The sequence below is a fragment of the Acidovorax sp. GW821-FHT10E04 genome (genome assembly GCF_059415185.1).
In genome coordinates this window covers 847,461-872,846 of record NZ_JBWKMT010000003.1, presented here as the reverse complement: position 1 = coordinate 872,846, position 25,386 = coordinate 847,461, and the positions used below count along the sequence as shown (strand labels likewise).

Below are 25,386 nucleotides of genomic sequence, written 5' to 3'. Positions count from 1 at the left end.
GTTGTGAAGCGGTGGTTGTAGGCGCAAGGGGCGCGGCCGTCGATGACCTGGCAGGTCATGGCGGCGCGGCACCAGACTTCACACTGGCCTCACAAACTTCATAGCGCCCTCACACCGGCCCACAACACTGCCTCCACAACATTCACTTGTGGAGGACCTCTTGTTCAAGCACCCCCTGTTCACCAAACTGGCCGCGCTCGCGGCCGTCACCCTGCTGCTGCTCCTTGGCCTGGGCATGATCGACAACGTGGTGCGCGACCGCCAGCGCTACCGCAGCCTCACCGCACAGAGCGTGGCCGACAGCCTGGCCGGGCCGCAGACGCTGATGGGCCCCATGATCCACAGCGCCTGCGTGGAGACCTGGGACGTGGAAACCGGCAAGGGCGACGAGCGCCGCATGGTGGAGCAGCGCCGCGAGTTCCTGCTCACGGCCATGCCCGAGCAGCTCAAGCTGAGCACGGGCGCGGCGATGGAGGAGCGCGCGCGCGGCCTGCACAAGGTGAACACCTACAACCTCAAGGCCCACGTCACGGCGCAGTGGGGGTCGCTGGCCAGCCTCGAGCCGCAAAGCACCATGAAGAACTCGCGCATGCACTGCGGCGCGCCCATCGCGATGATGGCCGTGGGCGACGCGCGCGGCATCCGCACGGCGCAGCTCACGCTGGCGGACCAGGCCCTGGCCCTCAAGCCCGGCACCTTCCACCCCACCTACAGCCGGGGCCTGCACGCCGTGCTGCCCGAATCGGTGCGCGGCAAGGCCGATGGCCTGACCGCCACGCTGGACCTGGAACTGGTGGGCACCGAGCGCCTGGCCATCGTGCCCCTGGGGGGCAGCACCGAGGTGGTGATGACCAGCAGCTGGCCGCACCCCTCGTTCGCGGGGCGCTTCCTGCCATCGGAGCGGGAAGTCAAGAAGACCGGCTTCTCGGCGCAATGGCGGCTGTCGTCGCTGGCCACCACGGCGCAGGCCGATGTCGCCCACGGCAAGCGCATCTGCCTGGGGGGCGCGGACGACGGCGCCCGCGGCGACGACGCGCCCTCCAGCGCCACGCCGGGCGACTGCGCGGACAGCTTCAGCGTGGCCTTCGTCGACCCGGTGAATCCCTATTCCCTGTCGGACCGCGCCACCAAGTACGGCGTGCTGTTCATCGCACTCACCTTCGTGGCCGTGGGCCTGTTCGAGCTGATGAAAAAACTGCGCGTGCACCCCGTGCAGTACCTGCTGGTGGGCAGCGCGCTGTGCAGCTTCTTCCTGCTGCTCGTGAGCCTGTCGGAGCACCTGCCGTTCGGCGCCTCCTACGCCGTGGCGGCGACCGCCTGCGTGCTGCTGCTGGCCTACTACGCCAGCCACATGCTGGGCAGCCTGGCGCGCGGCATTCCCCTGGGGGCCGGCATCGCGCTGCTGTATGGCCTGCTGTACCTGCTGCTGCAGCTGGAGCAGACGGCGCTGGTCGTCGGTGCCATCGCGCTCTTCCTGGTGCTGGCGGCCGTGATGGTGCTCACGCGCAAGGTGAACTGGTACGGGCTGTCGCAAGGCGGCGCGCCAAGCCGCCCCACCCCGCCCGCCGCCCGCCCCACCGCCCCCCGCGCGGAGGCCGCATGAGAACGCACACCGCGCCGACAGCCTGGGCGCAGCACCTGGCGGACCCGGCGGCATGCACCGGCGCACCCGTGCCCACGCTGACCCCGGCGGAAGCCGAGCGCGTGCAGCGCCACCGCGATCAGCTGACGGCGGCCCTGCGGGCGCAGGACCGGGCGGCGCTGCTCAGCGCCAAGCAGCACGTGCTGGAAGCGGCCTACCACCCGTGCGGCGCCCCGGATGCGGCCTGCGGCCCCACCGACTCCCCCGCCTTGCGCAGGGCGCTGCGCGACCTGTCGTGGCGCATGGCGGGCCTGCTGCTGCCGCGCAGCCCGCGGCACTGAGTGCCCGGCGCCGGGTTCTTGATGAAAATAGCCGCCAACGCTTGATTGGCAGGCGCTGGCAGCTATCAAAACAGAAGCGCATTGCCCATCCCGGCCATTGCGGCTGGCCGGGCCTGGCGCACCGGCAGGCGGGAGAAAGGTCAGGCCACCGCTTCCTGCGGTGCGCAGGCGGCGGCGGGCGATGGAGCCCCCGCGTCCTCCGAGCAGGTCGCACCGCCGCATCCGTGGATCAGCTCGCCCGGCAGCGCCCCGGGGGCGTGCACCACGCCCGAGACGGGGTCGAATCCCACGCGGCGCAAGTGCAGGGCCAGCGCGGCATCCATGCTCTGCGCATGCTGCGGAAACCACAGGGCCAGTTCGCTGGCCATCACGCGCAGCACCGCGAGGTCGCCCTGCTGCGCACGCGCGGTGCCTTCACGCATCACCTGCAGCACCACCCGGTGCTGCATGCTGTGGCAGTTGCCCGATGCGAAGCGCGTGGAGGCCATCCAGGCGTCCTCCTGCGCGAAATGGTGGTCGGTGTGCTCCACCAGCGCCTGCCAGGCAGCCAGCAGGCGCGCGTCGTCCGCGCCATCGACGGCGGCCAGCAGGTCGACGAACTCACGGTGGGTGTCGTCCATCAGGGCCAGGTCCAGGGCCAGGGCGTCGGACCATTCGAGTTGAGCCATGCAAATCCCCTTGTGCACCAGGTCAAAGACAGGGGAGCGAGGTTAGTTTTTCGCGGCGGCCCGCATATTGATGCAGGTCAGGGTTCCGCCCCAGGGCCGCGGCCATCCCCATGAAAAAAGCCCCGCACGGGGCGGGGCTCCTGGGTGGGCGCGGGCCAGGGCCCTGCGCGCTCAGCTCTTGCCGTACATGCGCTTCATGTCATCCACGCACTTGGACTTCAGGTCGCCGGACATCGCGTCGCAGCGCTCCTTGGCGGCCTTGTAGGCGGCATCGTTCTTTTCGGCGTTGGCATCCTTGCGGGCCTCGGCCACCGCCGCGTTCTTCTCGGCGGCGTTGTCCGCGGGCTTGGCCTGGGTCTCGGCCACCTTGGCATCTTCCTTGGCCTTCACGCGGGCTGCCTTCGCATCCTTCTCGCACACGTCCTTGTCATTGCCCTTGAGGTCGTCGCACTTTTCCTTGGCGACGCCGTAGGCCGCATCCGCCCGCGCGTCGGCGACCTTGCGGGTGGCCTTGGGGCTGGGCTTGTGCTGCGCGTCGAGCTCGGCCTTGGCCACGTCCTCGGCGCCCTTGGCCTCCTTCACACAGATGTCCTTGGCGTTGCCTTGCAGGCCATCGCACTTTTGCTTGCTGGCCTTGTAGTCGGCGGAAATGCGTTCCTTGCCAGCCTTGTATTCGGCGTCCGTCAGCGCGAAGGCGGAAGTGGCCAGCAGGCCGGCTGCGACAGAAGCCATCAGGGTGCGGGTGAATTTCATGGGTTTCTCCTCGATCGGTAATGGATAGAAATAGGAAGGGAGGGGCCGGGAAACGAAGGGGCCGTGGCCTCAGTCGTTGAAGCGGAAATCGGGGTGGCGGGCCTGCCAGTCGCTGAGCTGCTTCTCGGCCACATCGCGGGCGATGCCCTGGCGTTCCTGCAGCTTGCCCAGGAACTGTTCGCGCTTGCCGTCGATGACGTCGAAATCGTCATTCGTGAGCTTGCCCCACTGCTCGATCATTTTTCCCTTGAACTGCTTCCAGTTGCCCTTGACGGTGTCTTCATTCATGGCGTGCATCCTCGAAAAGATTTCGCGTCAGCCATCCACCCGGAATGCGTGGAACAGGTGCGTGATGCGATGGGATTGACTCTAGAAATGATTCGCCGCGGGGACCGTAGGCCATGCCACGCAGCACGCGTCAGCACAGGACTACGGCGGCTGAAGGACAGGGCGCGGCGGCGAGGGCGGCGCCCCTCGCCAGCGGCCAACAAAGTGTTGCAATTTGCCATCACTGCTCCACTGTTACGCGTGGCCCCTTCCCAGCAAGCTGTTTCGTTTGGTAACGCTTGTGTTTCCACGCCGCAACGGCATGTGGTGAAGTCCTGAAATGCGCTGGTTTTGAACGCGCACCTTCACCCCCCACGATCCATGCACACCACCTCCGAGGCGCCTCCCGCAACGCAGACTGCGGGCGAGGCACAAGACAGCCCGCGCCACCCCGCGCCGGCCGCCGTTTCTTCCCAAGACACGAAGAACCCCCTTCCCCTGCTGGCCGGGCTGGCCGCATCCGCGGCGCTGGCGGCCTGCGGCGGTGGCGGAGGTGGCGGGGAAGAGGGCACGACAGCCAGCCCGGGCGCCGGTTCCGCGCTGCCCGGCGCAACCCACACGGCGCCGCTGACGGACGCGGAGGCCGCGCGCTTCCTGCTGCAGGCCCAGTTCTCCGCCTCCACCGCGGACATCGCCGCCCTGCGCTCCACCACCTACGCCAGCTGGCTGGAGAGCCAGTTCAGCGCCCCCCCGTCGCTGAGCGGCTGGGACTGGCTGAACCAGCGCGGCTACGCCGACGTCAACAAGGACACGGCCTACTACGACAACACCTACCCGGGCGACTACATGATCTGGCACCAGCTCCTGCAGTCCAGCGACGGGGTGCGCAAGCGGGTGGCGCTCGCGCTGTCGGAGATCTGCGTGGTGTCGCTCTCGGGCCTGGACCTGAGCTGGCGCAGCCATGCCCTCGCGTGGTACTGGGACCAGCTGGTGGCCAACGCGTTCGGCAACTACCGCAACCTGCTGCAGGACGTGACGCTCAACGCGGCCATGGGCTACTACCTCAATACGCGCGGCAACCAGAAGGAAAACGCCGCCACCGGCCGCCAGCCCGACGAGAACTACGCGCGCGAGGTGATGCAGCTCATGTCGATCGGCCTGGTGCTGCTCAACCCCGATGGCACGCCCCAGCGCGACAGCGCGGGCAAGCCCATCGACAGCTACACGCAAAGCGACGTGACCAACCTGGCGCGCGTGTTCACCGGCTACGACTACGACCAGTCGCAGAACACGCCGACCACCGTGCCGGGAACCACGCGCGTCGTGCCCGGCACCACCTTCGCGCGCCTGCCGATGGCGCTCACCGAGTCGCGCCATTCCACGCTGGCGGCCTCCTTCCTGGGCACCACCATCCCGGCCAACACGCCGGGCGCGGCGGCCCTCAAGACGGCGCTGGACACCCTGTTCAACCACCCCAACGTGGGCCCGTTCATCGGCAAGCAGCTCATCCAGCGGCTGGTCACCAGCAACCCCTCGCCCGCCTACGTGGCGCGCGTGACCGCCGCCTTCAACAACAACGGTGCCGGCGTGCGCGGCGACATGCGCGCGGTGGTCCGCGCCATCCTGCTCGACGACGAGGCGCGCGCGCCCGCCGGCCTCGCCCAGCCCGGGTTTGGCAAGCTGCGCGAGCCCATGCTGCGGTTTGTCCAGTGGGGCCGCACCTTCGGGCTGGAGTCGGCCCAGGGCAGCTGGAAGATCGGCAACTTCAGCGACCCGGGCTCGCGGCTGGGGCAAAGCCCGCTGCGCTCGCCCTCGGTGTTCAACTTCTTTCGGCCTGGCTACATCCCGCCGTCCACCGCGCTGGCGGCCAATGGCGCGGTGGCGCCCGAGTTCCAGCTGGTCAACGAAAGCAGCGTGGGCGGCTACCTCAACTTCATGCAGGGGGTGATCCGCAACGGCATCTTCGTGAACGCGCCGGAGCTGCCCCACAACGCCAGCACCGCCAACAACGGCTTCGACCTGAAGGCCAGCTACGCGCAGGAACTGGCGCTGGTCGCCGACGCGGACGCGCTCGTCGCGCGCATCAACCTGCTCATGTGCGCGGGCCAGCTCTCGGCCGGCACCGTCAAGCTCATCACCGATGCGCTCAAGGCCACCAACGTCACCGCGGCCAGCGCGGACAACGTCCGGCGCGACCGCGTGGCGGCCGCCGTCTTCCTGGTCATGGCCTCGGCCGAGTACCTCATCCAGAAATAAGCAACAAGCCCGGACCGCACCCGAGAAGCCACGCCATGCACCTGCTTCAACCCGAACTCCACACCCGCCGCGCGTTCCTGCGCCGCTCCACCCAGCTGGGCCTGGCGGGCACGGCCCTGCCCTTCGCGATGAACCTCGCCGCGATGGGCGAGGCAGCCGCCTTCGCGGCCAACGACTACAAGGCCCTGGTCTGCGTGTTCCTCTATGGCGGCAACGACTACGCCAACACCGTGGTCACCTACGACGACGCCAGCCACGGCCGCTACAGCGCCATCCGCGGCAGCATCGCGCTGCCCAAGGCCTCGCTCACGCCCACGCTGCTCAACCCCTCCACGCCGCTGCCCGACGGGCGCCAATACGCGCTGCACCCCGCCATGACCGGGCTGGCGGGCCTGTTCAACAGCGGCAAGGCCGCCGTGCAGTTGAACGTCGGCCCGCTGGTCGTGCCCCTGACGCGCGCGCAGTACAACAGCCCCGACCGCAAGGCCTACCCCGTCCCGCCCAAGCTGTTCTCGCACAACGACCAGCAGTCGGTGTGGCAGTCGTCCTCGCCCGAGGGCTCCACCGTGGGCTGGGGCGGCAACATCGGCGACCTGGCACTCTCGTCCAACGGCAACTCGCTGTTCACCTGCATCGCCGTCACCGGCAACGCGGTGTTCCTCTCGGGCGACTCGGCCCTGCAATACCAGGTCAGCACGAACGGCGCCGTGGCCATCAACGGCGTGAAGAACAATGTCTACGGGTCCAGCGCGGTGCGCGGCGCGCTGTCGGCGCTCATCCAGCAGCCCAGCGCGCACACGCTGGAGAACGAGTACACCCGCGTGACCACCCGCGCGGTCACGTCCGAAAGCCAGATCACCGGCGCGCTGGCCGGCACCACGCTGGGCACGACGTTCCCCGCCAACAATTCGCTGGCCGACCAGCTCAAGATGGTGGCCCGCCTCATCGGCTCGCGCAACGCGCTGGGCAGCAAGCGCCAGGTGTTCATGGTGTCGCTGGGCGGGTTCGACCTGCACGACAACCTGATCTCGCAGCAGCCCTTGCTGATGCAGCGCGTGAGCGACGCCCTGACGGCCTTCCACAGCGCCACGGTGGAACTGGGCGTGGCCGACAAGGTGACCGCGTTCACCGCGTCGGACTTCGGCCGCACGCTGAGCTCCAACGGCGACGGCTCGGACCACGGCTGGGGCAGCCACCACCTGGTGGTGGGCGGCGCCGTCAAGGGCAAGGCGTTCTACGGCAGCGCACCGCCCGTGAGCATCACCAATACCGCGGCCCCCGAGGACCAGTGGCACGTGGGCCAGGGCCGCCTGCTGCCCACCACCTCGGTGGACCAGTACGCGGCCACCCTGGCCAGGTGGTTTGGCGTGGCCGACAGCGAAATGGCCGGCGTGCTGCCCAACATCACGCACTTCGGCGCCGCCGCCGGCCGGCCCGACTATCCGGTGGACATGGGGTTCATGGGCCCTCCCTGAAGCGGCGCGGGCGGTGCCCCAATAATGGGGGCATGACCCCAGCCTCCACACCTTCGTCCCGCCCCCGCGTCGTCATCATCGGCTGCGGCTTCGGCGGCCTGGAAGCCGCCCGGGCGCTGCGCGGCGCGGCCGTGGACATCACCCTGGTCGACAAGACCAACCACCACCTCTTCCAGCCGCTGCTGTACCAGGTGGCCACCGCCGGTCTGTCGGCCCCCGCCATCGCGGCCCCCATCCGCCACCTGTTCCGCCAGCAGCCCAACGCCACCACCTTGCTCGGGGAGGTCACGCGCATCGACGTGGCGGCGCGAACCGTGTATCTGAAGGACGGCCCCCATCCCTCCGCCCCCCTGCCGTACGACCACCTCATCGTCGCGGCCGGCGCCACGCACAGCTACTTCGGCCAGGATGCATGGGCCACGCACGCGCCCGGGCTCAAGACGCTGGACGATGCCTTCGAGATCCGCCGCCGCATCCTGCTGGCCTTCGAGGCCGCCGAGAAGGAGCCCGACCCCGGCCGCCGCGCCGACTGGCTCAACTTCGTGGTCGTGGGCGCCGGGCCCACCGGCGTGGAGATGGCGGGCACCCTGGCCGAGATCGCGCGCCACACGCTGCCGGGCGAATTCCGCCACATCGACCCGGCCAGCGCCAGGATCATCCTGCTCGAAGGCGGCACGCGGGTGCTGCAGGCCATGCCGGAAGCACTGAGCCAGCGCGCCAGGGAGCAGCTGGAAAAACTGGGCGTGGAAGTGCGCCTGCAGGCCCGCGTCACCACCATCGACGGTGACGGCCTGAGGGTCGAATCGCCCCCTGACGCCAGCTCATCAAGCGCAGTCAGCTATCAAATCAAGAGCAAATGCATCATCTGGGCGGCCGGGGTGGCGGCCTCCCCGCTGGGCCGCCATCTGGCCGAGGCCACCGGCTGCCCCACCGACCGCGCGGGCCGCGTGGTCGTGGCGCCCGACCTCACGCTGCCCGGCCACCCGGAGATCAGCGTGATCGGCGACCTGGCCGCCGCCCAGAGCCACGCGCCCGGCCAGCCTCCCCGGCCGGTGCCCGGCGTCTCGCCCGGCGCCAAGCAGATGGGCCGCGCGGCGGCCGCCAACATCCTGCGCCGCCTGCGCGGCCAGGCCACGCAAGCGTTTCGCTACCGCGACTACGGCAACCTCGCCACCATCGGCCGCAACTCCGCCGTGGTGGACCTCACCTCGCCCGCGGGGCCGGTGCGGTTCTCGGGCTACTTTGCCTGGCTGTTCTGGCTGTTTGCGCACGTGTATTTCCTGATCGGCTTCCGCAACCGGCTGGTGGTGCTGCTCGACTGGGCCTGGGCGTACTGGAGCTTTGCACGGTATGCGCGTGTGGTGACGGGGATCGAGCCGGGCACGGCCCCGCCGCCCCCGCGGTCCTGACGCGGGCCAGGCACCACACCGCGCGGCGAACGCCGCTGCGGCGGGCGGATGACCCGGGGAGCCCGGGAGCGCGCGCACCGCGAGGGCGCACGGGCTGGGACCGGGGTGCCCCCGGCAGCTCAGTTCGTGCGCTGCGTCACCTGTTCCAGCCAGTCCGCCAGCTCCTGGGCGACCTGTGTGGAGGCCTCCGCCAGGGCCTTCACGCCGCCGGCCGCGTCGGCGCTGGGCGCCGGGGTGCGCACGATGAACACACGCTGGCCGCGCAGCGACTCGCCCGCCAGCGTCAGGTCCACCACCGTGGCACGCAGGCGCACCACGCCAGCGCTTTCGGTGGGGCTGGCGAAGAGATGGCTGAATTCCTCCAGCTCCACGCGCAGCACCGGGGGCAGCCGGCCGCCCTGGCTGGCGTCGCGCGCCTGGGCCGCACCGTCGTCGGCCTTGAGGATGGCGCGCCGCTGGCCCAGCTGCTCGCGCAGCCGCTGCTGCAGCAGCTGGGCGGGGGGCTGACTCCAGCGGGCCTGGCTGTAGGGGCGCAGCTGCTGGGCGTCGGCATAGCCCAGGCGGTAGAGCACGGCATTGCTGCCCTCGGGCAGGCCGGGCGCCTCCACGTCGGCCAGGGCCAGGGGCTGCAGCGGTGCCCGGCGGTCGGCCGGCGCCGGGGCCACCGGGCCGGGGCCAAAGTCGTACAGCACGGGGCGCGAGGGCGGGCTGGGCAGGGCCGAGCAGCCGGCCAGGCCGATCACCACCACCAGAACCATGCCGCCCAGCAGGCCGCCAGCGCTTTTCGGGAAGGCGCCGGCAGCTATGTTTTTAATAGTACTTTTCATGAACACTCCTCACGGTGCCGCAAAGCCGGGCTCGCCGGGGCCGGGCGGTATGCGGCCGGACCCATAGATGAACAGCTGCGGGTTGTCGGTGACGCCGCCCGCCGTGCGGCCGAGCTGGCGGGCCGCGCGCGACGTGTCGTCGGCGGCGCGGTTCAGGCGCGGCAGCGTGGAGGCGCCGAACTGGTCGGCCGCGCGGGCGAGGGACTGCGTGCCGATGGTGATCTGGTCGATGGGGCCGCCCTCCGCGCCCAGGCGCTGGGTGGTCTTGCTGACGTCGGCAGCCAGGGACGTCACGCTGGCGCCGGCCTGCTGCAGCGACTGCAGCGTCTTGCGCGCGTCGCTGGCCAGCGGCGGCAGCGCGGCCAGGGCCGGGTCCAGCCGCTGCGCGACGGTGGCATCGAGCCGCTGGGTCAGGGTGTTGACGCTGCCCGCGGCCTGGCCGATGTTGGCGAGGGCTTCGGTGAGCTTTTGCTGGTTGGTGTCGCCCAGCAGCTGGTTGATGCGGCGCGTGGCCTCCTCCACCTGCGCCAGGATGGCCGGCGCCTGCTCGGCGAGCTTGCCAAACGGCGAGGGCTTGAGCGGTAGGCGGGGCAGCCCGCTGGGGCCGGGCGGCAGTTCGGGATAGGGCTTGTCGGCGTCGTCCAGCTGCACATGGGCCAGGCCCGTGACGCCCTGGTAGCCCAGCACGGCGAAGGTGGTGGGGCTGATGGGCGCCTGTTCGTTGACGGCGATGCGGATCAGCACGTTGCCGGTGACCTGGGGGTCGAATCCGATGCGCGTGACCTTGCCCACGGCCACGCCCTTGTAGCGGACGGTGGCCTGGGGCTGCAGGCCGCTCACGCCGTCCTTGGTGGACAGCTCGTACTGCTCGTAGTTGGCGTTGTCGCGCGTGAGCCAGATGGCCAGGCCCGCCAGCATGGCGGCCACCACCAGCACGAAGATGCCTGCGGCGAGGGCGTGTGATTTGTTTTCCATCAGGGATGTTCCTTGTCTGGCGGGGAGGCGGCCGGCCGCGCCGCCGCCGGTACCGGGGCCATGGCGCGCTGGCCGCGTTCGCCCATGAAGAAGTGCTCGATGAAGGGGTGCCTGAAATGCGCGACCTCGTGCGGCGGGCCGGTGACGATGACCTTCTTGTCGGCCAGCACGGCCACGCGGGTGCTGAGAGCGAACAGCGTGTCCAGATCGTGCGTGACCATGACCACCGTGAGCCCGAGCGCGGCGCGCAGCTCGCGCAGCAGCGCGCAGAAATCGTCGGAGCTGCTCGGGTCCAGCCCGGCGGTGGGTTCGTCGAGCAGCAGCAGCGGCGGGTCCATGATGAGCGCGCGCGCCAGCGCCACGCGCTTGACCATGCCGCCCGACAGGTCGGCCGGCATGCGGCTGGCGTGCTCGGGCTTGAGGCCCACCATCTGCAGCTTGACCAGCGCGGCATCGCGCACCAGGTCGTCGGGCAGGGTGCCCTGCTCGCGCAGCGCGAAGGCCACGTTGTCGAGCACGTTGAAGGCCGAGAACAGCGCGCCGTGCTGGAACAGCATGCCCACGCGGCTGGCCGCGCCCTCGCGCCCCATCTCGGACGCCGGCCGCCCCAGCACCGTGACCGTGCCGCGCGCCGGCCTGGCCAGCCCCAGGATCTGGCGCAGCAGTACCGTCTTGCCCGTGCCCGAGCCCCCCACCAGCGACAGCATCTCGCCGCGCTGCACGGTGAAGTTCAGGTCCTGGTGCACGGTGAAGGCTTCGTCGCCCTTGCCGAACACCGTCCACAGGCCCTGCACGTCCACGATGGGCGGCTCGCCCGGCGCGACTGCGATGTGCTCGGGCTTGGCGATGCGTTCAGTCATGGCCACGCTCCGGTAGAAACTGGCGCGGCGCAATACCCGTGCCTCCGTGGAACTGGCTTTGCCAGGCCACGGGTGGCGTCCCCCCTTGGGGGGAAGACGCGAAGCGGCTCAGGGGGGGCTTCACATGCGGGTGCTGGCGGCGTCCCCCTTCCCGAGCTGCGCAGCAGTTCGGGAGCAGGGGGAAGCGGCGAAGCCGCTCAGGGGGAAGCCACCTCATCTTCATATTCCGATGTTCTTGAAGGCCACCGCGAACAAGGCGTCCACGATGATGACCATGGTGATCGACGTGACCACCGAGGCCGTGGTGCCCTCGCCCAGGCTCTGGGTGTTGGGTTTCACGCGCAGCCCCCAGTGGCAGCCGATGAGCGCGATGAAGGCGCCGAATACCACCGACTTGGCCATGGCGAGCCCCAGGTTGCCCACCTTCACCGCCGCGGGCAGCGCCTGCACGAAATACGCGGGCGAGATGTCCATGGAGATGTCGGCCGCCAGCATGCCCCCGGCCAGCGCGGCCAGCGTGGTCCACACGCTGATGAGCGGCATGGCCAGCGCCAGCGCCAGCGTGCGCGGCATCACCAGCCGAAAGCCGTGCGGGATGCCCATGACGCGCATGGCATCGAGCTCCTCGGTCACGCGCATCACGCCGATCTGCGCGGTGATGGCCGAGCCCGAGCGCCCCGCCACCAGGATGGCCGCCAGCATGGGGCCCAGCTCGCGGATGAGCGAGATGCCCAGGATGTTGACGATGAACGACTCGGCCCCGAACTGGCGCAGTTGCAGGCTCATCAGGTAGGCCAGCACCACGCCGATCAGAAATCCCACCAGCGCCGTGATGGGCAGCGCCGTGGCGCCCATGCGGTACAGATGGCCCGACACGTCGCGCCACGGCCCCCGGCGCGGCGCGCGCGCCAGGCGGCCCAGGTCGAGCAGCAGCTGCCCCACCATTTCGAGCATGTGCCGCGCATGGCTGAGGCCGTGCAGCACCAGCACGCCCAGGTGGTCCGCCTGCTCGGCCAGGCGCCAGGGCTCCCGGGCCGGCGGGGTGGCCGTGGTGAACTCCGCCACGCGCTCCAGCATGTCGCGCTGGCCGTCGGTACAGGCCAGCTGCGCCGGCCAGGCCCGCTGCCAGTGGTTCCACACCAACTGCGCGCCCACGTGGTCCAGCCACTGCAGCTGCGTCAGGTCCCAGCCCAGCCCGGGCGCGGGGGGGCTGGCGCGCAGCTGCTCGCAGACCGCCTCCCACTGCGACCGTGTGCCCAGTTCGGCCGCGCCCCAGCGCCCATGCAGTTGCGCACTCGCCCCCTGGGGCGTGTCGGCGCGAACAATGCGAGGTGCGTGGTCGGTCATGGACTGGGCGGCGCGGCCGCCAAGAGGGAAAGAGAGGGTGCATGGTAGCGGAGCCACGCACAGGCGGCGCGTAGGATTTACGCCCGCCCGCACGGGCCGCCAAGCACAGGCCGGCCGGGGCCGCGTGAAATTAATATCAAACAGGCCTCCAGCGCTTTGGCATCAAGCGCTTCAAGCTACATATTTAGTAGCAATAGGCACTGACCCTCTCGACACGCGTGGTGCCATCCGCACAATGGCCCTCCGTCCCAACCCTTGCACCGCACCGCCTGCCCATGAGCGACCACACCACGTTTGACACCATCATCATCGGCGGAGGCACCGCCGGCGCCCTGCTGTGCAACCGCCTGAGCGCCGACGGCCGCCACCGCGTGCTGCTGATCGAAGCAGGCCGCAAGGACGACTACCACTGGATCCATATCCCCGTCGGCTATCTCTACTGCATCGGCAACCCGCGCACCGACTGGCTCTACAACACCGAGCCCGACGCGGGCCTGAACGGCCGCACCCTGCGCTACCCGCGCGGCAAGACGCTGGGCGGCTGCAGCAGCATCAACGGCATGATCTACATGCGCGGCCAGGCGCGCGACTACGACCAGTGGGCCGAGCTGACCGGCGACGCCAGCTGGCGCTGGGAGAACGCCCTGCCCTACTTCCGCCGCCACGAGGACCACTGGCGCCTGGACCAGCCCGATGGCGTGAATGAAAATTTCAAGCGCCTGCACGGCAACAAGGCCACGGGCAGCTCCGGCGAGTGGCGCGTGGAAAAGCAGCGCCTGCGCTGGGACGTGCTGGACGCCTTCGCCCAGGCCGCGCAGCAGGCCGGCATCCCCGCCACCGACGATTTCAACGGCGGCAGCAACGAAGGCGTGGGCTACTTCGAGGTCAACCAGAAAAGCGGCTGGCGCTGGAACACCGCCAAGGCCTTCCTGCGGCCCACCTGCTACGGCCGCCCCAACTTCGAGATGTGGACCAGCGCGCAGGCCGCCAAGCTCCTCATCGAGACGCAGCCCGACGGCAGCAAGCGCTGCACGGGCGTGCAGGTGTGGGACGGGCATGAGATGGTCACGGCCCGCGCCACGGGCGAGGTCATCCTGAGCGCCGGTGCCGTCAACTCGCCGCAGCTGCTGCAGCTCTCGGGCATCGGCCCCTCCGCGCTGCTGCGCCAGCACGGCATCGACGTGGTGCACGACCTGCCCGGCGTGGGCGCCAACCTGCAGGACCATCTGCAGATCCGCGCGGTGTTCAAGGTGGGCGGCGTGCCCACGCTCAACACCATGGCCAGCTCGCTCTGGGGCAAGGCCAAGATCGGGCTCGAATACGCGACCAAGCGCAGCGGTCCCATGAGCATGGCGCCCTCGCAGCTGGGCGCCTTCACGCGCAGCAGCGCCGACCAGCCCTGGCCGAACATCGAGTACCACGTGCAGCCGCTGTCGCTCGACGCGTTTGGCGAGCCGCTGCACAGCTTTCCGGCCTTCACGGCCAGCGTGTGCAACCTCAACCCCACGAGCCGGGGCACGGTGAACATCAAGAACGCCGACTTCAAGGCCGCACCGGCCATCGCGCCCAACTACCTGAGCACCGCCGAAGACCGCCAGGTGGCGGCCGACAGCCTGCGCGTCACGCGCCGCATCGTGGCCCAGCCCGCGCTGGCCAAGTACCGGCCCGAGGAATGGAAGCCCGGCGTGCAGTTCGAGAGCGACGAGGACCTGGCGCGCCTGGCCGGCGACATCGCCACCACCATCTTCCACCCCGTGGGCACGACGAAGATGGGGCGGGATGATGACCCGATGGCCGTGCTGGACTCGCAACTGCGCGTGCGCGGCATTGCGGGCCTGCGGGTGGTGGATGCGGGGGCCATGCCCACCATCACCAGCGGTAACACCAACTCGCCCACCCTGATGCTGGCCGAGAAGGCGGCGGAGTGGATCATCCAGGCGCGGCGCACGGCATAGGCGTGGGTACCATCGCGCCCATGTACTCCTCCACCTTCATCTTCGCCACCAAACAGTTCGACGACGCCTTCCACCGCCTGGACGAGGCGATTGCCACCGCCGCCCGCTCCATCGACGGCTACCTGGGCGAGGAATCGTGGGAGGCCACGGGCAAGGGCCTGGTGTCCAACGTGTACTACTGGCAGTCGCTCGAGGCCCTGCAGGCATTGATGCAGCACCCCGCCCACCTGAAGGCCAAGGCGGCGCAAGCGCAGTGGCTCAACGGCTACCAGGTCGTGATTGCGCAGGTGCTGCGCACCTATGGCGACGACAAGCTGGCCGGGCTGCTGCCCACGGCGGGCCTGTTCGTGCAGGGCGCGGCAGCGCACTGATATGGATCCCGCCCACGCGCGGGCCCCACGGCCGCGGCGCGGTCAGCGGATTCCCCCGACATACCGGGGCACCTCGGGCGCGGGCTCCGGCGGGGGCGGCGCCATGCGCTGGCGCACCGCCTGGGTGGCCACATCCAGCAAGGGGCGGCGCGGGGCGGCCGGTGGCGCGGCATGGATGGCCTGGTCCAGGCGGTCCGCCCATTCGGTGAGTTCGGGCGCGTTGTCCTCCTGCGCGCGCTGGCGCGCGAACCGCACGATCTCCAGCGCGTACTCGGCGTTGGCCGCCATCCACTCGGTGTCGGTCACGCGCCCCGTCTTGCGGCGCAGCAGCACATGCAGGTGGGCGGCAATGGCGAGCTTGTCGGAATCGGGCATGGTCGGCTCCTTACTGCATTTCAGTCATCCATTGCGCTGCGCACAACCCGCGGCGAATGAAACCGGTGCGGCCCAGGCGCGGGCCGCCGCGCTGGCTGCGCCCCCCGGCCCGCATTGCGCGGCGGTGCGAGAGCGGGGGAAGGCCCGCGGGGCCTCGGGAGAGCGGGCTTCATTCAGCCGCCCAGGTGTTCGCGGTGCTGGGCGATGTCGAGCCCGGTCTGCTCGCTCTGCGCATCCACGCGCACGCCCATCGCAAAATTGATGATCCACAGCAGCGCGGCCGTCACCACCATGCTGTAGGCCATCACGGCGCCCACCCCGATGGCCTGGGTGAGCAGGCTGCCCTGCACGCCCCCCACGGTCTTGCTGGCCAGCACCCCCGTGAGCAGCGAGCCCACGATGCCGCCAATGCCATGCACGCCAAACACATCCAGCGAATCGTCGGCACGCAGCAGGCGCTTGAGCCCCGTGGCCCCCCAGTAGCACGCCAGCCCGGCCACCAGGCCAATCACCACCGCCGAGCGCAGCGTGACGAAGCCTGCGGCGGGCGTGATCGCCACGAGTCCCGCGACCAGGCCCGAGCACAGCCCCAGCAGCGAAGGGCGCCCGCGCACCACCCACTCGCCCAGCATCCAGGACAGCGCACCAGCGGCGGCGGCCAGGTGCGTGACCGCCATGGCCAGGCCCGCCCGGCCATCGGCCGCCACGGCCGAGCCCGCGTTGAAGCCGAACCAGCCCACCCACAGCAGGCCCGCGCCCGCCATGGTGAGCCCCAGGTTGTAGGGCTCGAAGGGCTCGCGGCCATAGCCCGTGCGGCGGCCCAGGAACCACGCGCACACCAGCCCCGCCACCCCAGCGTTCACGTGCACCACGGAGCCCCCGGCGAAATCCAGCGCGCCCATCCGCGCCAGCCAGCCCCCCGGCTCCCACACCCAGTGCGCCACCGGGGCATAGACCAGCAAGGTCCACAGGCCGATGAAGATCAGCATGGCGGAAAACCGCATGCGCTCGACGAACGCGCCCACCAGGAGCGCGGCCGTGATGATGGCGAAGGTGAGCTGGAACATGGCGTACACCGATTCGGGAATGTGCGGCGCGACATGGCTCACGGCGAGCTTGCCGCCCGCCAGGTCGAAGTCCAGCCCCGTGAACCCCGCGCGCTCCCAGCCGCCCACCCAGGCGTTGCCGGGCGTGAACGCCAGCGAGTAGCCCGCCCCGAACCACAGCAGGCTGACCAGCGCCGCGATGGCGACCACGCTGGCCATGGTATTGAGCACATTCTTCTTGCGCACCATGCCCGCGTAGAACAGCGCAATGCCGGGCAGCGTCATCAGCAGCACGAGCGCCGTGGAGGTCATCATCCAGGCGGTGTCCGCCGCGCTGACGGCGCCGTGCGCCACCAGGCCAGGGCGCGCCAGGGGCGCGGCGGGGGCCGCCGCCACCTCGGGCACGGCCTGCGCCAGCGCGCTGGCGCACAGCCCCAGACCCAACGACACGACCGCGATGAACCGGTGGTTGACTGCCCGCATGAAGGCTCCCTTTCGCAAATTGTTACAAGCGCATTGCATGAGCCGTGCCAACCCGCGAACCCCGATTCGTGGCCCCGCGCGCGGTTTTCCCGCCCCACAACGGGGGCGGGAAACCCCCAATGCACCAGTGGGGTGCAGCCGTTACAGTTGCGGCACTCGAAAGCGCGCTTCGGTGTGCCAAGCGAGGGGCCCGAGGAGACATCCTTTCTACCAATAACCAAATTTCAAGCACCCAACGAGGTGCGTTTTTTTTCAGGCGCTGGCGATCCCAGCGCCTTTTTCTTGCCCGTTCGCCGCCGGGCCCGGTGCGCTGGTCTCTGTATCTGTTCCTAAATCCATAGCAGGCTGGGTGCGAAAATACTGCGATGGAATGGATTTTTATTACCCTGGCCTCGCTGCTCGCGGGCTTCGTGGACGCCATCGTGGGTGGCGGCGGGCTGGTGATGGTGCCGGCGCTGTTCGCGGCTTTTCCGGGGGCGCCACCGGCCACGCTGCTGGGCACCAACAAGGCCGCCTCGGTGTGGGGCACGGCCATGGCCACCTGGCAGTACAGCCGCCGCGTGCAGATCCGCTGGCCGGCGATGCTGCCGGCCGCGGCGGCCGGTTTCGCCGGCTCGTTCGCCGGCGCCTGGGCGGTGACGGTGATGTCGGCCGACTTCCTGCGCAAGCTGCTGCCCCTGGTGCTGCTGGGCGTGCTGGCCTACACGCTGGCCAAGAAGGAACTGGGGCGGCACCATACGCCGCGCTTCGCGGGCCGCGCCGAAGTGCTGGCGGCCTGCCTGATCGGCGTGCTGATCGGTTTCTACGACGGGTTCTTCGGCCCGGGCACCGGCAGCTTCTTCGTCTTCCTGTTCGTGCGGCTGCTCGGCTACGACTTTCTCAATGCCTCGGCCTCGGCCAAGCTGCTCAATTGCGCCACCAATGTCGCCGCCATCGTGCTGTTTGCCGCCAAGGGCCACGTCTGGTGGCACTTCGCGGTGACGCTGGCCGTGGCCAACGTCGTGGGCAGCCTGCTGGGCACGCACCTGGCGCTCAAGCACGGCACGGGTTTCGTGCGCGGCATCTTCATCGTGGTGGTAAGCACGCTGATCCTCAAGACGGGGTACGACGCGTTTCTTCGGTAACCCCCTGAGTCGCCTTCGGCGCCTTCCCCCTGAAGGGGGACGCCCCCAGCGCGGCGGGGCAGCCCTTGCGCGGGGGCACTGGTCTGGCTCGCGCCGGTAGCGCAGACCGCGCCCTGTAGACGGAGGCGTAGCGCCTGCGTCCGGTTGGAGACACCGCTCTAAACCTGTTGTGAATTGGCACACAACGGGGCTTTGAGGGTTGTCCGCAGGCCCAAGGAAAAAATTCGCATATTTATAATCGTTACTACTTGATGACGGCAGGCTTCGCGTTTCGCGATGCCTGTGCATCCGATCCACCAGCCTCCGGCCTGCTACCCGCATGCCGGATTTTTTGTACCTGAAATACCCCCGACAGGACCCATCCCATGAAATTGTTCAAGGCTGTTGCCACCGCCCTCGCGCTCTGCGCCGCTTTCGCTTCTGCCCAGGCCCGCACGCTGGACGAGGTCAAGAAGGACGGCAAGATCCTCATCGCGACCGAGGGGCAGTTCGCTCCGTTCAATTTCTTCAACGGCACCACGCTGACCGGCTTCGAGGTGGAGACGGCCGAACTGGTGGCCAAGAAGATGGGCCTCGCGATCCAGTGGAAGACCCTGGGCTTCGATGCGCTGCTCACCGGCCTGCGCCAGGACCGCTGGGACCTGGTGATCGCCTCGCACGGCATCACCGAAGAGCGCGCCAAGGCCGTCACCTTCACCGACCCGCACTACTGCTCGGGCGGCATGATCATCGCCATGGACCCCGCCATCAAGAGCGCCAAGGACCTGGCGGGCAAGGTGGTGGCCGTGCAGACCGGCACCAGCTACCTCGAGAACGTGCAGAAGGTCTCGTCCATCAAGGAAATGAAGAACTTCCCCACCGACGTGGATGCCCGCAGCGCGCTGAACTCGCGCCGCGTGGACGCCTGGGTGACCGACCGCTTCGTGGCCAAGGCCGTGGCAGAGAAGAACCCCGGCGCCGGCTTCAAGCTCGGCGACATGCTGTTCATCGAGCGCATCGCCGCCGCCGTGGCCAAGGGCAACAGCTCGCTGGCCGCCGGCTGGAACAAGGCGCTGGCCGAAGTCATGGCCGACGGCAGCTATGCCGCGCTGTCCAAGAAGTATTTCAACGAAGACGTCCGCTGCCAGTAAGCACGACCCGCATGTAGTCACAGGGGTCTTTTTCATGCTCACCGCCTTTTGGCCGCAGCGCTGGAGCCGCCAGCAGCGCAGCAACGCCACGCTCGTCTCGGCCGTCATCCTGATGGTGCTGGTGCTGGCACTGCTCGGCAAGCTGCTGTCCTTCCTGCCCGAGCCCATCGGCCCCAACGCCCAGGCGTTCTCCGACGGCGCGCGCACCACCCTGTGGCTCACGCTGATCAGCGGCAGCGTCGGGCTGGTGCTGGGAACCGCCGCCGCGCTCGCCCGCACCGCGCGCTTTGCCGCCGTGCGCTGGGTGGCCAGCTTCTACATCTGGGTCATCCGCGGCACGCCGCTGCTGGTGCAGATCCTGTTCGTGTACTTCGCGCTGCCGGTGCTGGTGCCGGGCCTGAACCTGCCCGACTTCGCGGCCGCCGTGCTGGCGCTGGGCCTGAACGTGGGCGCCTACAACGCCGAGGCCATCCGCGCCGGCCTGCTGGCCGTGCCGCGCGGCCAGACCGAGGCCGCCAAGGCCCTGGGCCTGGGCCGCATGCATGTGTTCCTGGACGTGGTGTTTCCACAGGCCTTCAAGATCTCGCTGCCGCCGCTGGTGAGCAACTTCGTCGCGCTGCTCAAGGACTCGTCGCTGGCCTACGCCATCGGCGTGGTGGAGCTGACCAACGTGGGCAACCGCATCCAGTCGGCCACGTTCCAGCCCATTGCCACGCTGTCCACCGTGGCCATCACCTACCTGCTGCTGACCACCCTGGTCACGCAGATCTCGAACGCGGTGGAATACCGCTTCGACGTGGAAGGCCGCAACCAATGACACGCCAGGCCACACCCTTCATCGTGGTGGACCGGGTCTGCAAGTCGTTCGGCGCCCATCAGGTGCTGCGCGATGTGTCCACCGTGTTCAACACCGGCGAAGTCACCGTGATCATCGGCGCCTCGGGCTCCGGCAAGAGCACGCTGCTGCGCGCCATCAACCGGCTCGAACCCCATGACTCCGGCCGCATCACCATCGGCGGCGAAGACGTCACCGACGACCTGGCCACGCTGCAAAAGCAGCGCAGCGAGGTCGGCATGGTGTTCCAGCAGTTCAACCTGTTCGGCCACATGAGCGTGCTGGACAACGTGACCCTGGCGCCCCGCCGCATCCGCCGCACGCCGCGCGCCCAGGCCAACGAGCAGGCGATGGCCTTGCTGCGCCGCGTGGGCATGCAGGACCACGCGCACAAGTACCCCTGGCAGCTGTCGGGCGGCCAGCAGCAGCGCGTGGCCATCGCCCGCGCGCTGGCGATGCAGCCGCAGGTGATGCTGTTCGACGAGCCCACCTCGGCCCTGGACCCGGAGATGGTGCAGGAGGTGCTCGACGTGATGCGCGAGCTGGCCCGTGGCGGCATGACCATGATCGTGGTGACCCACGAGATGGGCTTCGCCCGCGAGGTGGCCGACCGCGTGATGTTCTTCGACCAGGGGCGCATCGCCCACGACGCCACGCCCGCCGAATTCTTCAACAACCCCGCCAACGACCGAATCCGCGCCTTCATCGGCCGCATGAGCGCCTGAGATCCAGGCCCATGCAATGCCATTACCAGCCCCTACCGGAGTGACCATGAAACTGAACCCCACGTTCCTCGCCCTGCTGGCCGCCGGCCTGTGCAGCCTGCCCCCCGCCGCGTTCGCGCAGTCCGCCAAGGACTTCGAAGAGATGCGCAACGAGCTCAAGGCCCTGCGCGCCGAGCTCAACCAGCTCAAGGCCCAGCAGGCCCAGGCGCCTACCGCGCCCGCCGCGTCGGCATCGGCCTGGAACGACCGCATCGAGGCCGTGGAACTCAAGCAGAAGGACGCCGTGGTGCTGGGCGACATTCCGGGCAGCTTCCGCCTGCCGGGCAGCGAGACCTCGATCCGCGTGTACGGCTTTGCCGAGGCCAACATGGTCAAGGACTTCAAGGGCACGGCGCCCGGCGACACCTTCACCAACCTGATGGAGCAGCCCCTGGGCGACAGCCGCCACGGCAAGAGCAGCCTGACGGCGCAGACCTCGCGCTTCGGCTTCGAGACCTCCACGCCCACCTCCATCGGCACCTTCAACACCAAGATCGAGGCCGACTTCTACGCCTACTGCGGCGCCGAGTGCAACCGCAACCGCCTGCGCCTGCGCCACGCCTACGGCGAGTACGCCGGCTGGCTGATCGGCCAGACCTGGTCGACCTTCATGGACGTGGACAACCTGCCCGAGACCGTGGACTTCAACGGCCCGCCCGGCGCCACCTTCCGCCGCCCGGCCCAGGTGCGCTACACCTACAACAACCCGGACCTGGCCAAGTTCCAGTTCGCGGTGGAAGAGCCCACCGACGGCGCCAAGAGCCTGAACTTCGTGGCCCGCGTGGACAAGGCCTTCGACTGGGGCAACATCAACGCCCGCCTGCTCTCGCACGAGCAGCGCGTGGACGGCATCGGCAAGCGCGGCACCGGCTTCGGCCTGGGCGCGGGCTACAAGATCACCGGCACCACCACGCTGATGGCGCAGTACACGCGCCTGGACGGCGACGGCGACGGCGCCTACCTGGTGGGCACCAACTACCCCGTGCTGGACGGCGGCACCGTGCGCCTGGACAAGTCGCACGGCGTGGTGCTGGGCCTGTCCAACGTGTTCAGCGAGAAGCTGCGCGGCACCGTGTCGCTGGGCATGGTCCGCTCGCGCCACAAGCTGGGCGACGCCTACGTGGACGCCTACGGCGCCGAAGGCAACCACAAGCTGTACCAATGGCATGCCGGCATGTACTACCTGCCCATCAAGAACGTGGAACTGGGCGGCGAGCTGATCGGCGGCCGCCGCACGACGTTCGACGGCCAGCAGGGCGAGATGCTGCGCCTGAACCTGCAGGCACGCTATCTTTTTAATTGACACCCCCTGAGGCGCTGCGCGCCTTCACCCCTCTCTCTACGCGCTGCGCGCCAAGGGAGGGGGACACCACCGGTGGCCTGGCAGAGCCAGTTCCGCGGCTACCTCGCTGAGGCCGCGCCAGTGCGACGGCAGCAGGTCGTGCGCAGGCGCTGCGAGGAAATCTTCTGCAAGTGGCTGGCCGGGGAACCGACCAGTCTTTTCTTGTTTTTGGAGCCTATGAAACCCGAACGTCTGGGCCTGATTGCCCTGCTGGTGGTGACCGTGGTGTGGGGCACCACCTTCCCCGCCATGAAGCTGTTGTCCGCGCACCTCGATGCACTGCAGATCATCTGGCTGCGGTTCGTGATCGCCCTGGTGGTGCTGGCCCCGCTGTGGTGGGGCATGCGGCGCCACGAGCGGCGGTGGGGCTGCGCGCTGGGGGTCCTGCTGTTCCTGGCGTTCTGGCTGCAGATCGAGGGGCTGGCGCGCACCAGCAGCAACCGCAATGCCTTCGTGACCGGGCTCAATGTGCTGGTGGTGCCATTGATTGCGATGGCGGCGCTGGGGCGCCGCTACGGCTGGCCGCTGTGGGCGGCGTGCGCCCTGGCCTGCACGGGCATGGCGCTGATGTTCCACGAGAACGAGCCCTGGAACCTGGGCGATACGCTGACGCTGGCGAGCACGGTGTTCTACGCCATCTACATCCTGGCGCTGGAGGAGTGCGCGCGCCGCACGGCGGCAAGCCCGCCGCGGGCCACGCGCATGGCGGCCGCGCAGGCGACCGTCATGGCACTGGCTTCCACGTTCATGCTGCTGGGCCAGGGCGGCGGCATGGGCTGGCTGCACACCACCGCGCAGTTGCCCGCCGATGCCTGGGTGGCGCTGCTGTACCTGGGCCTGCTGGCCAGCGTGGTGGTGGTCACGCTGCAGGCCTGGGGCCAGCAGCGGGTGGACGCCATGCGCAGCGCCATCGTGTTCGGGCTGGAGCCGGTATTCGCCGCGCTCACCGCCTGGGCCCTGCTCGGCGAGCGGCTGGGATGGGCGGGCCTGGGCGGCGCGGCGCTGATCGTGGCGGCGCTGGTGTTCAGCCAGCTTCAGCCACCGCCAGCGCGGGCGGCGGCGGCCTGAGGGCGGCCCGGCATCGGCCAGCGCCCAGCGCAGGCACCGGGTTCATTTCAAGAATGGCCGGCACCGCGATTCGATGCCGGATTGGGCTCCTGCGCTTATCTGTATTGCGCTAACAGCTATTGTTTTTATATCAAGGCGCCGCCACGGGCACATCCGCCGCCTTGCGCGGCTTGCCAATGGGAGCGCCGGCCTGGCCCTTTTGCACCGCCGCGATGTCTTCCTCGCTCGGGTAGTCCCCCATCAGCCAGTAGTCGAATACGCGGCGCGCGATGGGCGCCGCATGGGCCGCGCCAAACCCGGCGTTCTCGACAATCAGCGCCAGCGCTATCGTGGGCTGCTCTGCCGGGGCGAACGCCGCATACAGCGAGTGGTCGCGCTGGTGCTCTTCCAGCGCCTTCGCGTTGTACTTCACGTTCTGGCCCATGGTCACCGCCTGCGCCGTGCCGGTCTTGCCGCCGGAGGTGTACGGCGCCCCGGCAAACACGCGCGTGCCGGTGCCGCCCTTGTTCACGGCGACCATGGCATTGCGCACGATGTCCACGTTCCGGGGCAGATACCCCAGGTCTTCGCCGGGCGGCTGCACGATCTCGGTGACGACGCCCGTGACCGCGTTCTTCACGGCCTTGGCCATGTGCGGCCGGTAGCGGATGCCGCCGTTGGCCAGCGTGCCCTGCGCCAGCGCGAGCTGCAGCATGGTGAAGTTGTTGTAGCCCTGGCCGATGCCCAGGGACACGGTCTCGCCGGGAAACCAGCGCTTCATGTCCGGGCGCTTGTAGGCATTGCGTTTCCACTCGGTGCTGGGCAGCGTGCCCCGCACTTCGCCATTGAGGTCGATGCCGGTGGACTGCCCAAAGCCCAGCGGCTTCATGAAGTCATGGATGGCATCGACGCCCATGTCCACCGCCAGCGAGTAGAAGTAGGTGTTGCTCGACTGCTGGATGGCGCGGTGCATGTCCACACCGCCCAGCCCGCCCTCGTGGCTGCGGAAGGTGTGGCCGCCGAAGGTGTAATACCCCGGATCGTTCACCACCAGGCTGGGCGAGCGCTTGCCCAGCTGCAGCGCGGCCAGCGCCATGAAGGGCTTGTAGGTGGAGCCTGGCGGGTACGTACCCCGCAGGGCCCGGTTCAGCAGCGGCTTGTCGATGGATTCGTTGAGCGCGGTCCAGTTCTCCACATCGATGCCTTCGACGAAAAGATTGGGGTCGAACGTGGGCTTGCTGACCAGGGCCAGGATCTCGCCGTTGCGCGGGTCGATGGCCACCAGCGCGCCACGGCGGGTGCCGTACAGCTCCTCGACGAGTTTCTGCAGCTTGATGTCGATGGACAGCATCACGCTGTCGCCGGGCGTGGCCGCGTGGCTGGAGAGCTTGCGCACCGCCCGCCCGCCCGCCGAGGTCTCCATCTGCTCGACCCCGGTGGCGCCGTGCAGCGCGGACTCGAAGCTCTGCTCGATCCCCAGCTTGCCGATGTATTCCGTGCCCCGGTAGTTGGCCTCGTCCTCGGAATCCTGGATGCGCGCCTTCTCGCTCTGGTTGATGCGGCCGATGTAGCCGATGGCGTGGCTGGCCACGTCGCCCAGCGGGTAGTTGCGGAACAGGCGCGCCTTGATGTCCACCCCCGGGAAGCGGTAGCGCTGGGCCGTGAAGCGGGCCACTTCCTGGTCGGTCAGGCGCGTGCGGATGGGCAGCGATTCGAAGTTGCGCGACTCTTCCATGAGCCGCTTGAAGCGGCGGCGGTCGCGGCTCTGGATCTCCACCACCTTGGACAGCTCGTCGATGGTGTCGTCGAGCGTTCCAGCCCGCGAGGGCGTGATCTCCAGCGTATAGGCCGAATAGTTGGTGGCCAGCACCACGCCGTTGCGGTCCAGGATGAGCCCCCGGTTGGGCACGATGGGCACCACCGCCGTGCGGTTGCTCTCGGCCTGCGCCGCCAGGTCTTCGTGCCGGACCACCTGCAGGAACACCAGCCGGGCCGCGATGAGGCAGAACGCACAGAACACCAGGGCGCCGACGATCAGCGCCCGCACGCGAAAGCGCGAGGCATCGGCCTCGCTGCTGCGCACCTCGGTCATGCGGCAGCTCCATCGCGCCACGCCCCGAAGGCGTGCGCTGAAACCGGCGCGCGCCCGTCCCC

Annotated in this window: 23 protein-coding genes; 13 read left to right on the top strand and 10 right to left on the bottom strand. The window is 69.3% G+C overall.

The annotated features are described in order from the left end of the window. Window positions 1–160: 160 nt before the first annotated feature. Window positions 161–1,603 carry a cell envelope integrity protein CreD gene (gene creD / locus AC07OC_RS13405; RefSeq protein ID WP_218339107.1) on the top strand — a complete coding sequence of 481 codons (1,443 nt, stop codon included), beginning with the start codon at window positions 161–163 and terminating at the stop codon, window positions 1,601–1,603. Further along, entirely contained in the window at window positions 1,600–1,923 is a 324-nt protein-coding gene (locus AC07OC_RS13400; RefSeq protein WP_255590917.1) for a hypothetical protein, read from the top strand. Before creD ends, AC07OC_RS13400 begins: the two co-directional genes overlap by 4 nt. Before the next feature lie 140 nt (window positions 1,924–2,063). Here the strand turns inward: AC07OC_RS13400 and AC07OC_RS13395 are convergent, their stop codons facing one another. From AC07OC_RS13395 to AC07OC_RS13385, 3 genes are all read right to left on the bottom strand, one after another. Continuing rightward, window positions 2,064–2,591 carry a hemerythrin domain-containing protein gene (locus AC07OC_RS13395; RefSeq protein ID WP_218296691.1) on the bottom strand — a complete coding sequence of 176 codons (528 nt, stop codon included), beginning with the start codon at window positions 2,589–2,591 and terminating at the stop codon, window positions 2,064–2,066. A 171-nt stretch (window positions 2,592–2,762) separates the two neighbouring features. Next, window positions 2,763–3,344: a hypothetical protein gene (locus AC07OC_RS13390; RefSeq protein ID WP_218296690.1), complete on the bottom strand. Its 582-nt coding sequence runs from the start codon at window positions 3,342–3,344 to the stop codon at window positions 2,763–2,765. A 69-nt stretch (window positions 3,345–3,413) separates the two neighbouring features. Beyond that, window positions 3,414–3,632, bottom strand: coding sequence for a CsbD family protein (locus AC07OC_RS13385; protein WP_142149166.1), 219 nt, complete (start codon window positions 3,630–3,632; stop codon window positions 3,414–3,416). Between the two features lie 360 nt (window positions 3,633–3,992). Between AC07OC_RS13385 and AC07OC_RS13380 the strand changes: the two genes are divergently transcribed. From AC07OC_RS13380 to AC07OC_RS13370, 3 genes are read left to right on the top strand one after another with little or no spacing between them, the layout of a single operon-like run. Next, complete coding sequence (locus AC07OC_RS13380; RefSeq protein WP_218339108.1) at window positions 3,993–5,867, top strand: DUF1800 domain-containing protein; 1,875 nt, start codon at window positions 3,993–3,995, stop codon at window positions 5,865–5,867. Between the two features lie 35 nt (window positions 5,868–5,902). Continuing rightward, window positions 5,903–7,342 (top strand): DUF1501 domain-containing protein, encoded by a 1,440-nt coding sequence (locus AC07OC_RS13375; RefSeq protein ID WP_218339109.1) that lies wholly within the window; start codon window positions 5,903–5,905, stop codon window positions 7,340–7,342. Window positions 7,343–7,374: 32 nt separating this feature from the next. Next, entirely contained in the window at window positions 7,375–8,751 is a 1,377-nt protein-coding gene (locus AC07OC_RS13370) for an NAD(P)/FAD-dependent oxidoreductase (protein WP_218339110.1), read from the top strand. A gap of 119 nt (window positions 8,752–8,870) precedes the next feature. Here AC07OC_RS13370 and AC07OC_RS13365 read toward each other — a convergent pair whose 3' ends face one another. The 4 genes from AC07OC_RS13365 to AC07OC_RS13350 all read right to left on the bottom strand — a co-directional run bounded on the left by AC07OC_RS13365 (window position 8,871) and on the right by AC07OC_RS13350 (window position 12,760). Then, window positions 8,871–9,578 carry an ABC-type transport auxiliary lipoprotein family protein gene (locus AC07OC_RS13365; protein ID WP_218339111.1) on the bottom strand — a complete coding sequence of 236 codons (708 nt, stop codon included), beginning with the start codon at window positions 9,576–9,578 and terminating at the stop codon, window positions 8,871–8,873. A gap of 9 nt (window positions 9,579–9,587) precedes the next feature. Next, entirely contained in the window at window positions 9,588–10,553 is a 966-nt protein-coding gene (locus tag AC07OC_RS13360) for an MlaD family protein (protein ID WP_218296684.1), read from the bottom strand. Continuing rightward, complete coding sequence (locus AC07OC_RS13355) at window positions 10,553–11,413, bottom strand: ABC transporter ATP-binding protein (RefSeq protein ID WP_218339112.1); 861 nt, start codon at window positions 11,411–11,413, stop codon at window positions 10,553–10,555. Before AC07OC_RS13355 ends, AC07OC_RS13360 begins: the two co-directional genes overlap by 1 nt. 219 nt (window positions 11,414–11,632) lie before the next feature. Then, window positions 11,633–12,760 (bottom strand): MlaE family ABC transporter permease, encoded by a 1,128-nt coding sequence (locus AC07OC_RS13350; RefSeq protein WP_218339113.1) that lies wholly within the window; start codon window positions 12,758–12,760, stop codon window positions 11,633–11,635. A 275-nt stretch (window positions 12,761–13,035) separates the two neighbouring features. Here AC07OC_RS13350 and AC07OC_RS13345 point away from each other — a divergent pair, with 275 nt between their 5' ends. Both AC07OC_RS13345 and AC07OC_RS13340 read left to right on the top strand, forming a co-directional pair. After that, window positions 13,036–14,715, top strand: coding sequence for a GMC family oxidoreductase (locus AC07OC_RS13345; protein WP_218339114.1), 1,680 nt, complete (start codon window positions 13,036–13,038; stop codon window positions 14,713–14,715). A 20-nt stretch (window positions 14,716–14,735) separates the two neighbouring features. Further along, on the top strand, window positions 14,736–15,086 hold the full coding sequence (locus AC07OC_RS13340; protein WP_218339115.1) for an antibiotic biosynthesis monooxygenase family protein: 351 nt from the start codon (window positions 14,736–14,738) through the stop codon (window positions 15,084–15,086). Window positions 15,087–15,128: 42 nt separating this feature from the next. Here AC07OC_RS13340 and AC07OC_RS13335 read toward each other — a convergent pair whose 3' ends face one another. Both AC07OC_RS13335 and AC07OC_RS13330 read right to left on the bottom strand, forming a co-directional pair. Beyond that, on the bottom strand, window positions 15,129–15,461 hold the full coding sequence (locus AC07OC_RS13335) for a hypothetical protein (RefSeq protein ID WP_218296679.1): 333 nt from the start codon (window positions 15,459–15,461) through the stop codon (window positions 15,129–15,131). Between the two features lie 173 nt (window positions 15,462–15,634). Next, window positions 15,635–16,990, bottom strand: coding sequence for an ammonium transporter (locus AC07OC_RS13330; protein WP_494601411.1), 1,356 nt, complete (start codon window positions 16,988–16,990; stop codon window positions 15,635–15,637). A gap of 365 nt (window positions 16,991–17,355) precedes the next feature. Here AC07OC_RS13330 and AC07OC_RS13325 point away from each other — a divergent pair, with 365 nt between their 5' ends. From AC07OC_RS13325 to AC07OC_RS13300, 6 genes are all read left to right on the top strand, one after another. Beyond that, on the top strand, window positions 17,356–18,114 hold the full coding sequence (locus AC07OC_RS13325; protein ID WP_218296677.1) for a sulfite exporter TauE/SafE family protein: 759 nt from the start codon (window positions 17,356–17,358) through the stop codon (window positions 18,112–18,114). A gap of 365 nt (window positions 18,115–18,479) precedes the next feature. Then, window positions 18,480–19,244: an ABC transporter substrate-binding protein gene (locus AC07OC_RS13320; RefSeq protein WP_218296676.1), complete on the top strand. Its 765-nt coding sequence runs from the start codon at window positions 18,480–18,482 to the stop codon at window positions 19,242–19,244. Between the two features lie 34 nt (window positions 19,245–19,278). Beyond that, on the top strand, window positions 19,279–20,061 hold the full coding sequence (locus AC07OC_RS13315; protein ID WP_218296675.1) for an amino acid ABC transporter permease: 783 nt from the start codon (window positions 19,279–19,281) through the stop codon (window positions 20,059–20,061). Continuing rightward, complete coding sequence (locus AC07OC_RS13310; RefSeq protein ID WP_494601409.1) at window positions 20,058–20,804, top strand: amino acid ABC transporter ATP-binding protein; 747 nt, start codon at window positions 20,058–20,060, stop codon at window positions 20,802–20,804. The genes AC07OC_RS13315 and AC07OC_RS13310 overlap by 4 nt, the downstream gene beginning before the upstream one ends. Window positions 20,805–20,850: 46 nt before the next feature. After that, window positions 20,851–22,146 (top strand): DcaP family trimeric outer membrane transporter, encoded by a 1,296-nt coding sequence (locus AC07OC_RS13305; RefSeq protein ID WP_494601407.1) that lies wholly within the window; start codon window positions 20,851–20,853, stop codon window positions 22,144–22,146. A gap of 216 nt (window positions 22,147–22,362) precedes the next feature. Then, window positions 22,363–23,253, top strand: coding sequence for a DMT family transporter (locus AC07OC_RS13300; protein WP_492244718.1), 891 nt, complete (start codon window positions 22,363–22,365; stop codon window positions 23,251–23,253). Window positions 23,254–23,383: 130 nt separating this feature from the next. Here the strand turns inward: AC07OC_RS13300 and mrdA are convergent, their stop codons facing one another. Then, a complete protein-coding gene (gene mrdA, locus AC07OC_RS13295; RefSeq protein WP_218296671.1) occupies window positions 23,384–25,324 on the bottom strand; it encodes a penicillin-binding protein 2 in 1,941 nt (646 codons plus the stop codon). Window positions 25,325–25,386 lie beyond the last annotated feature (62 nt).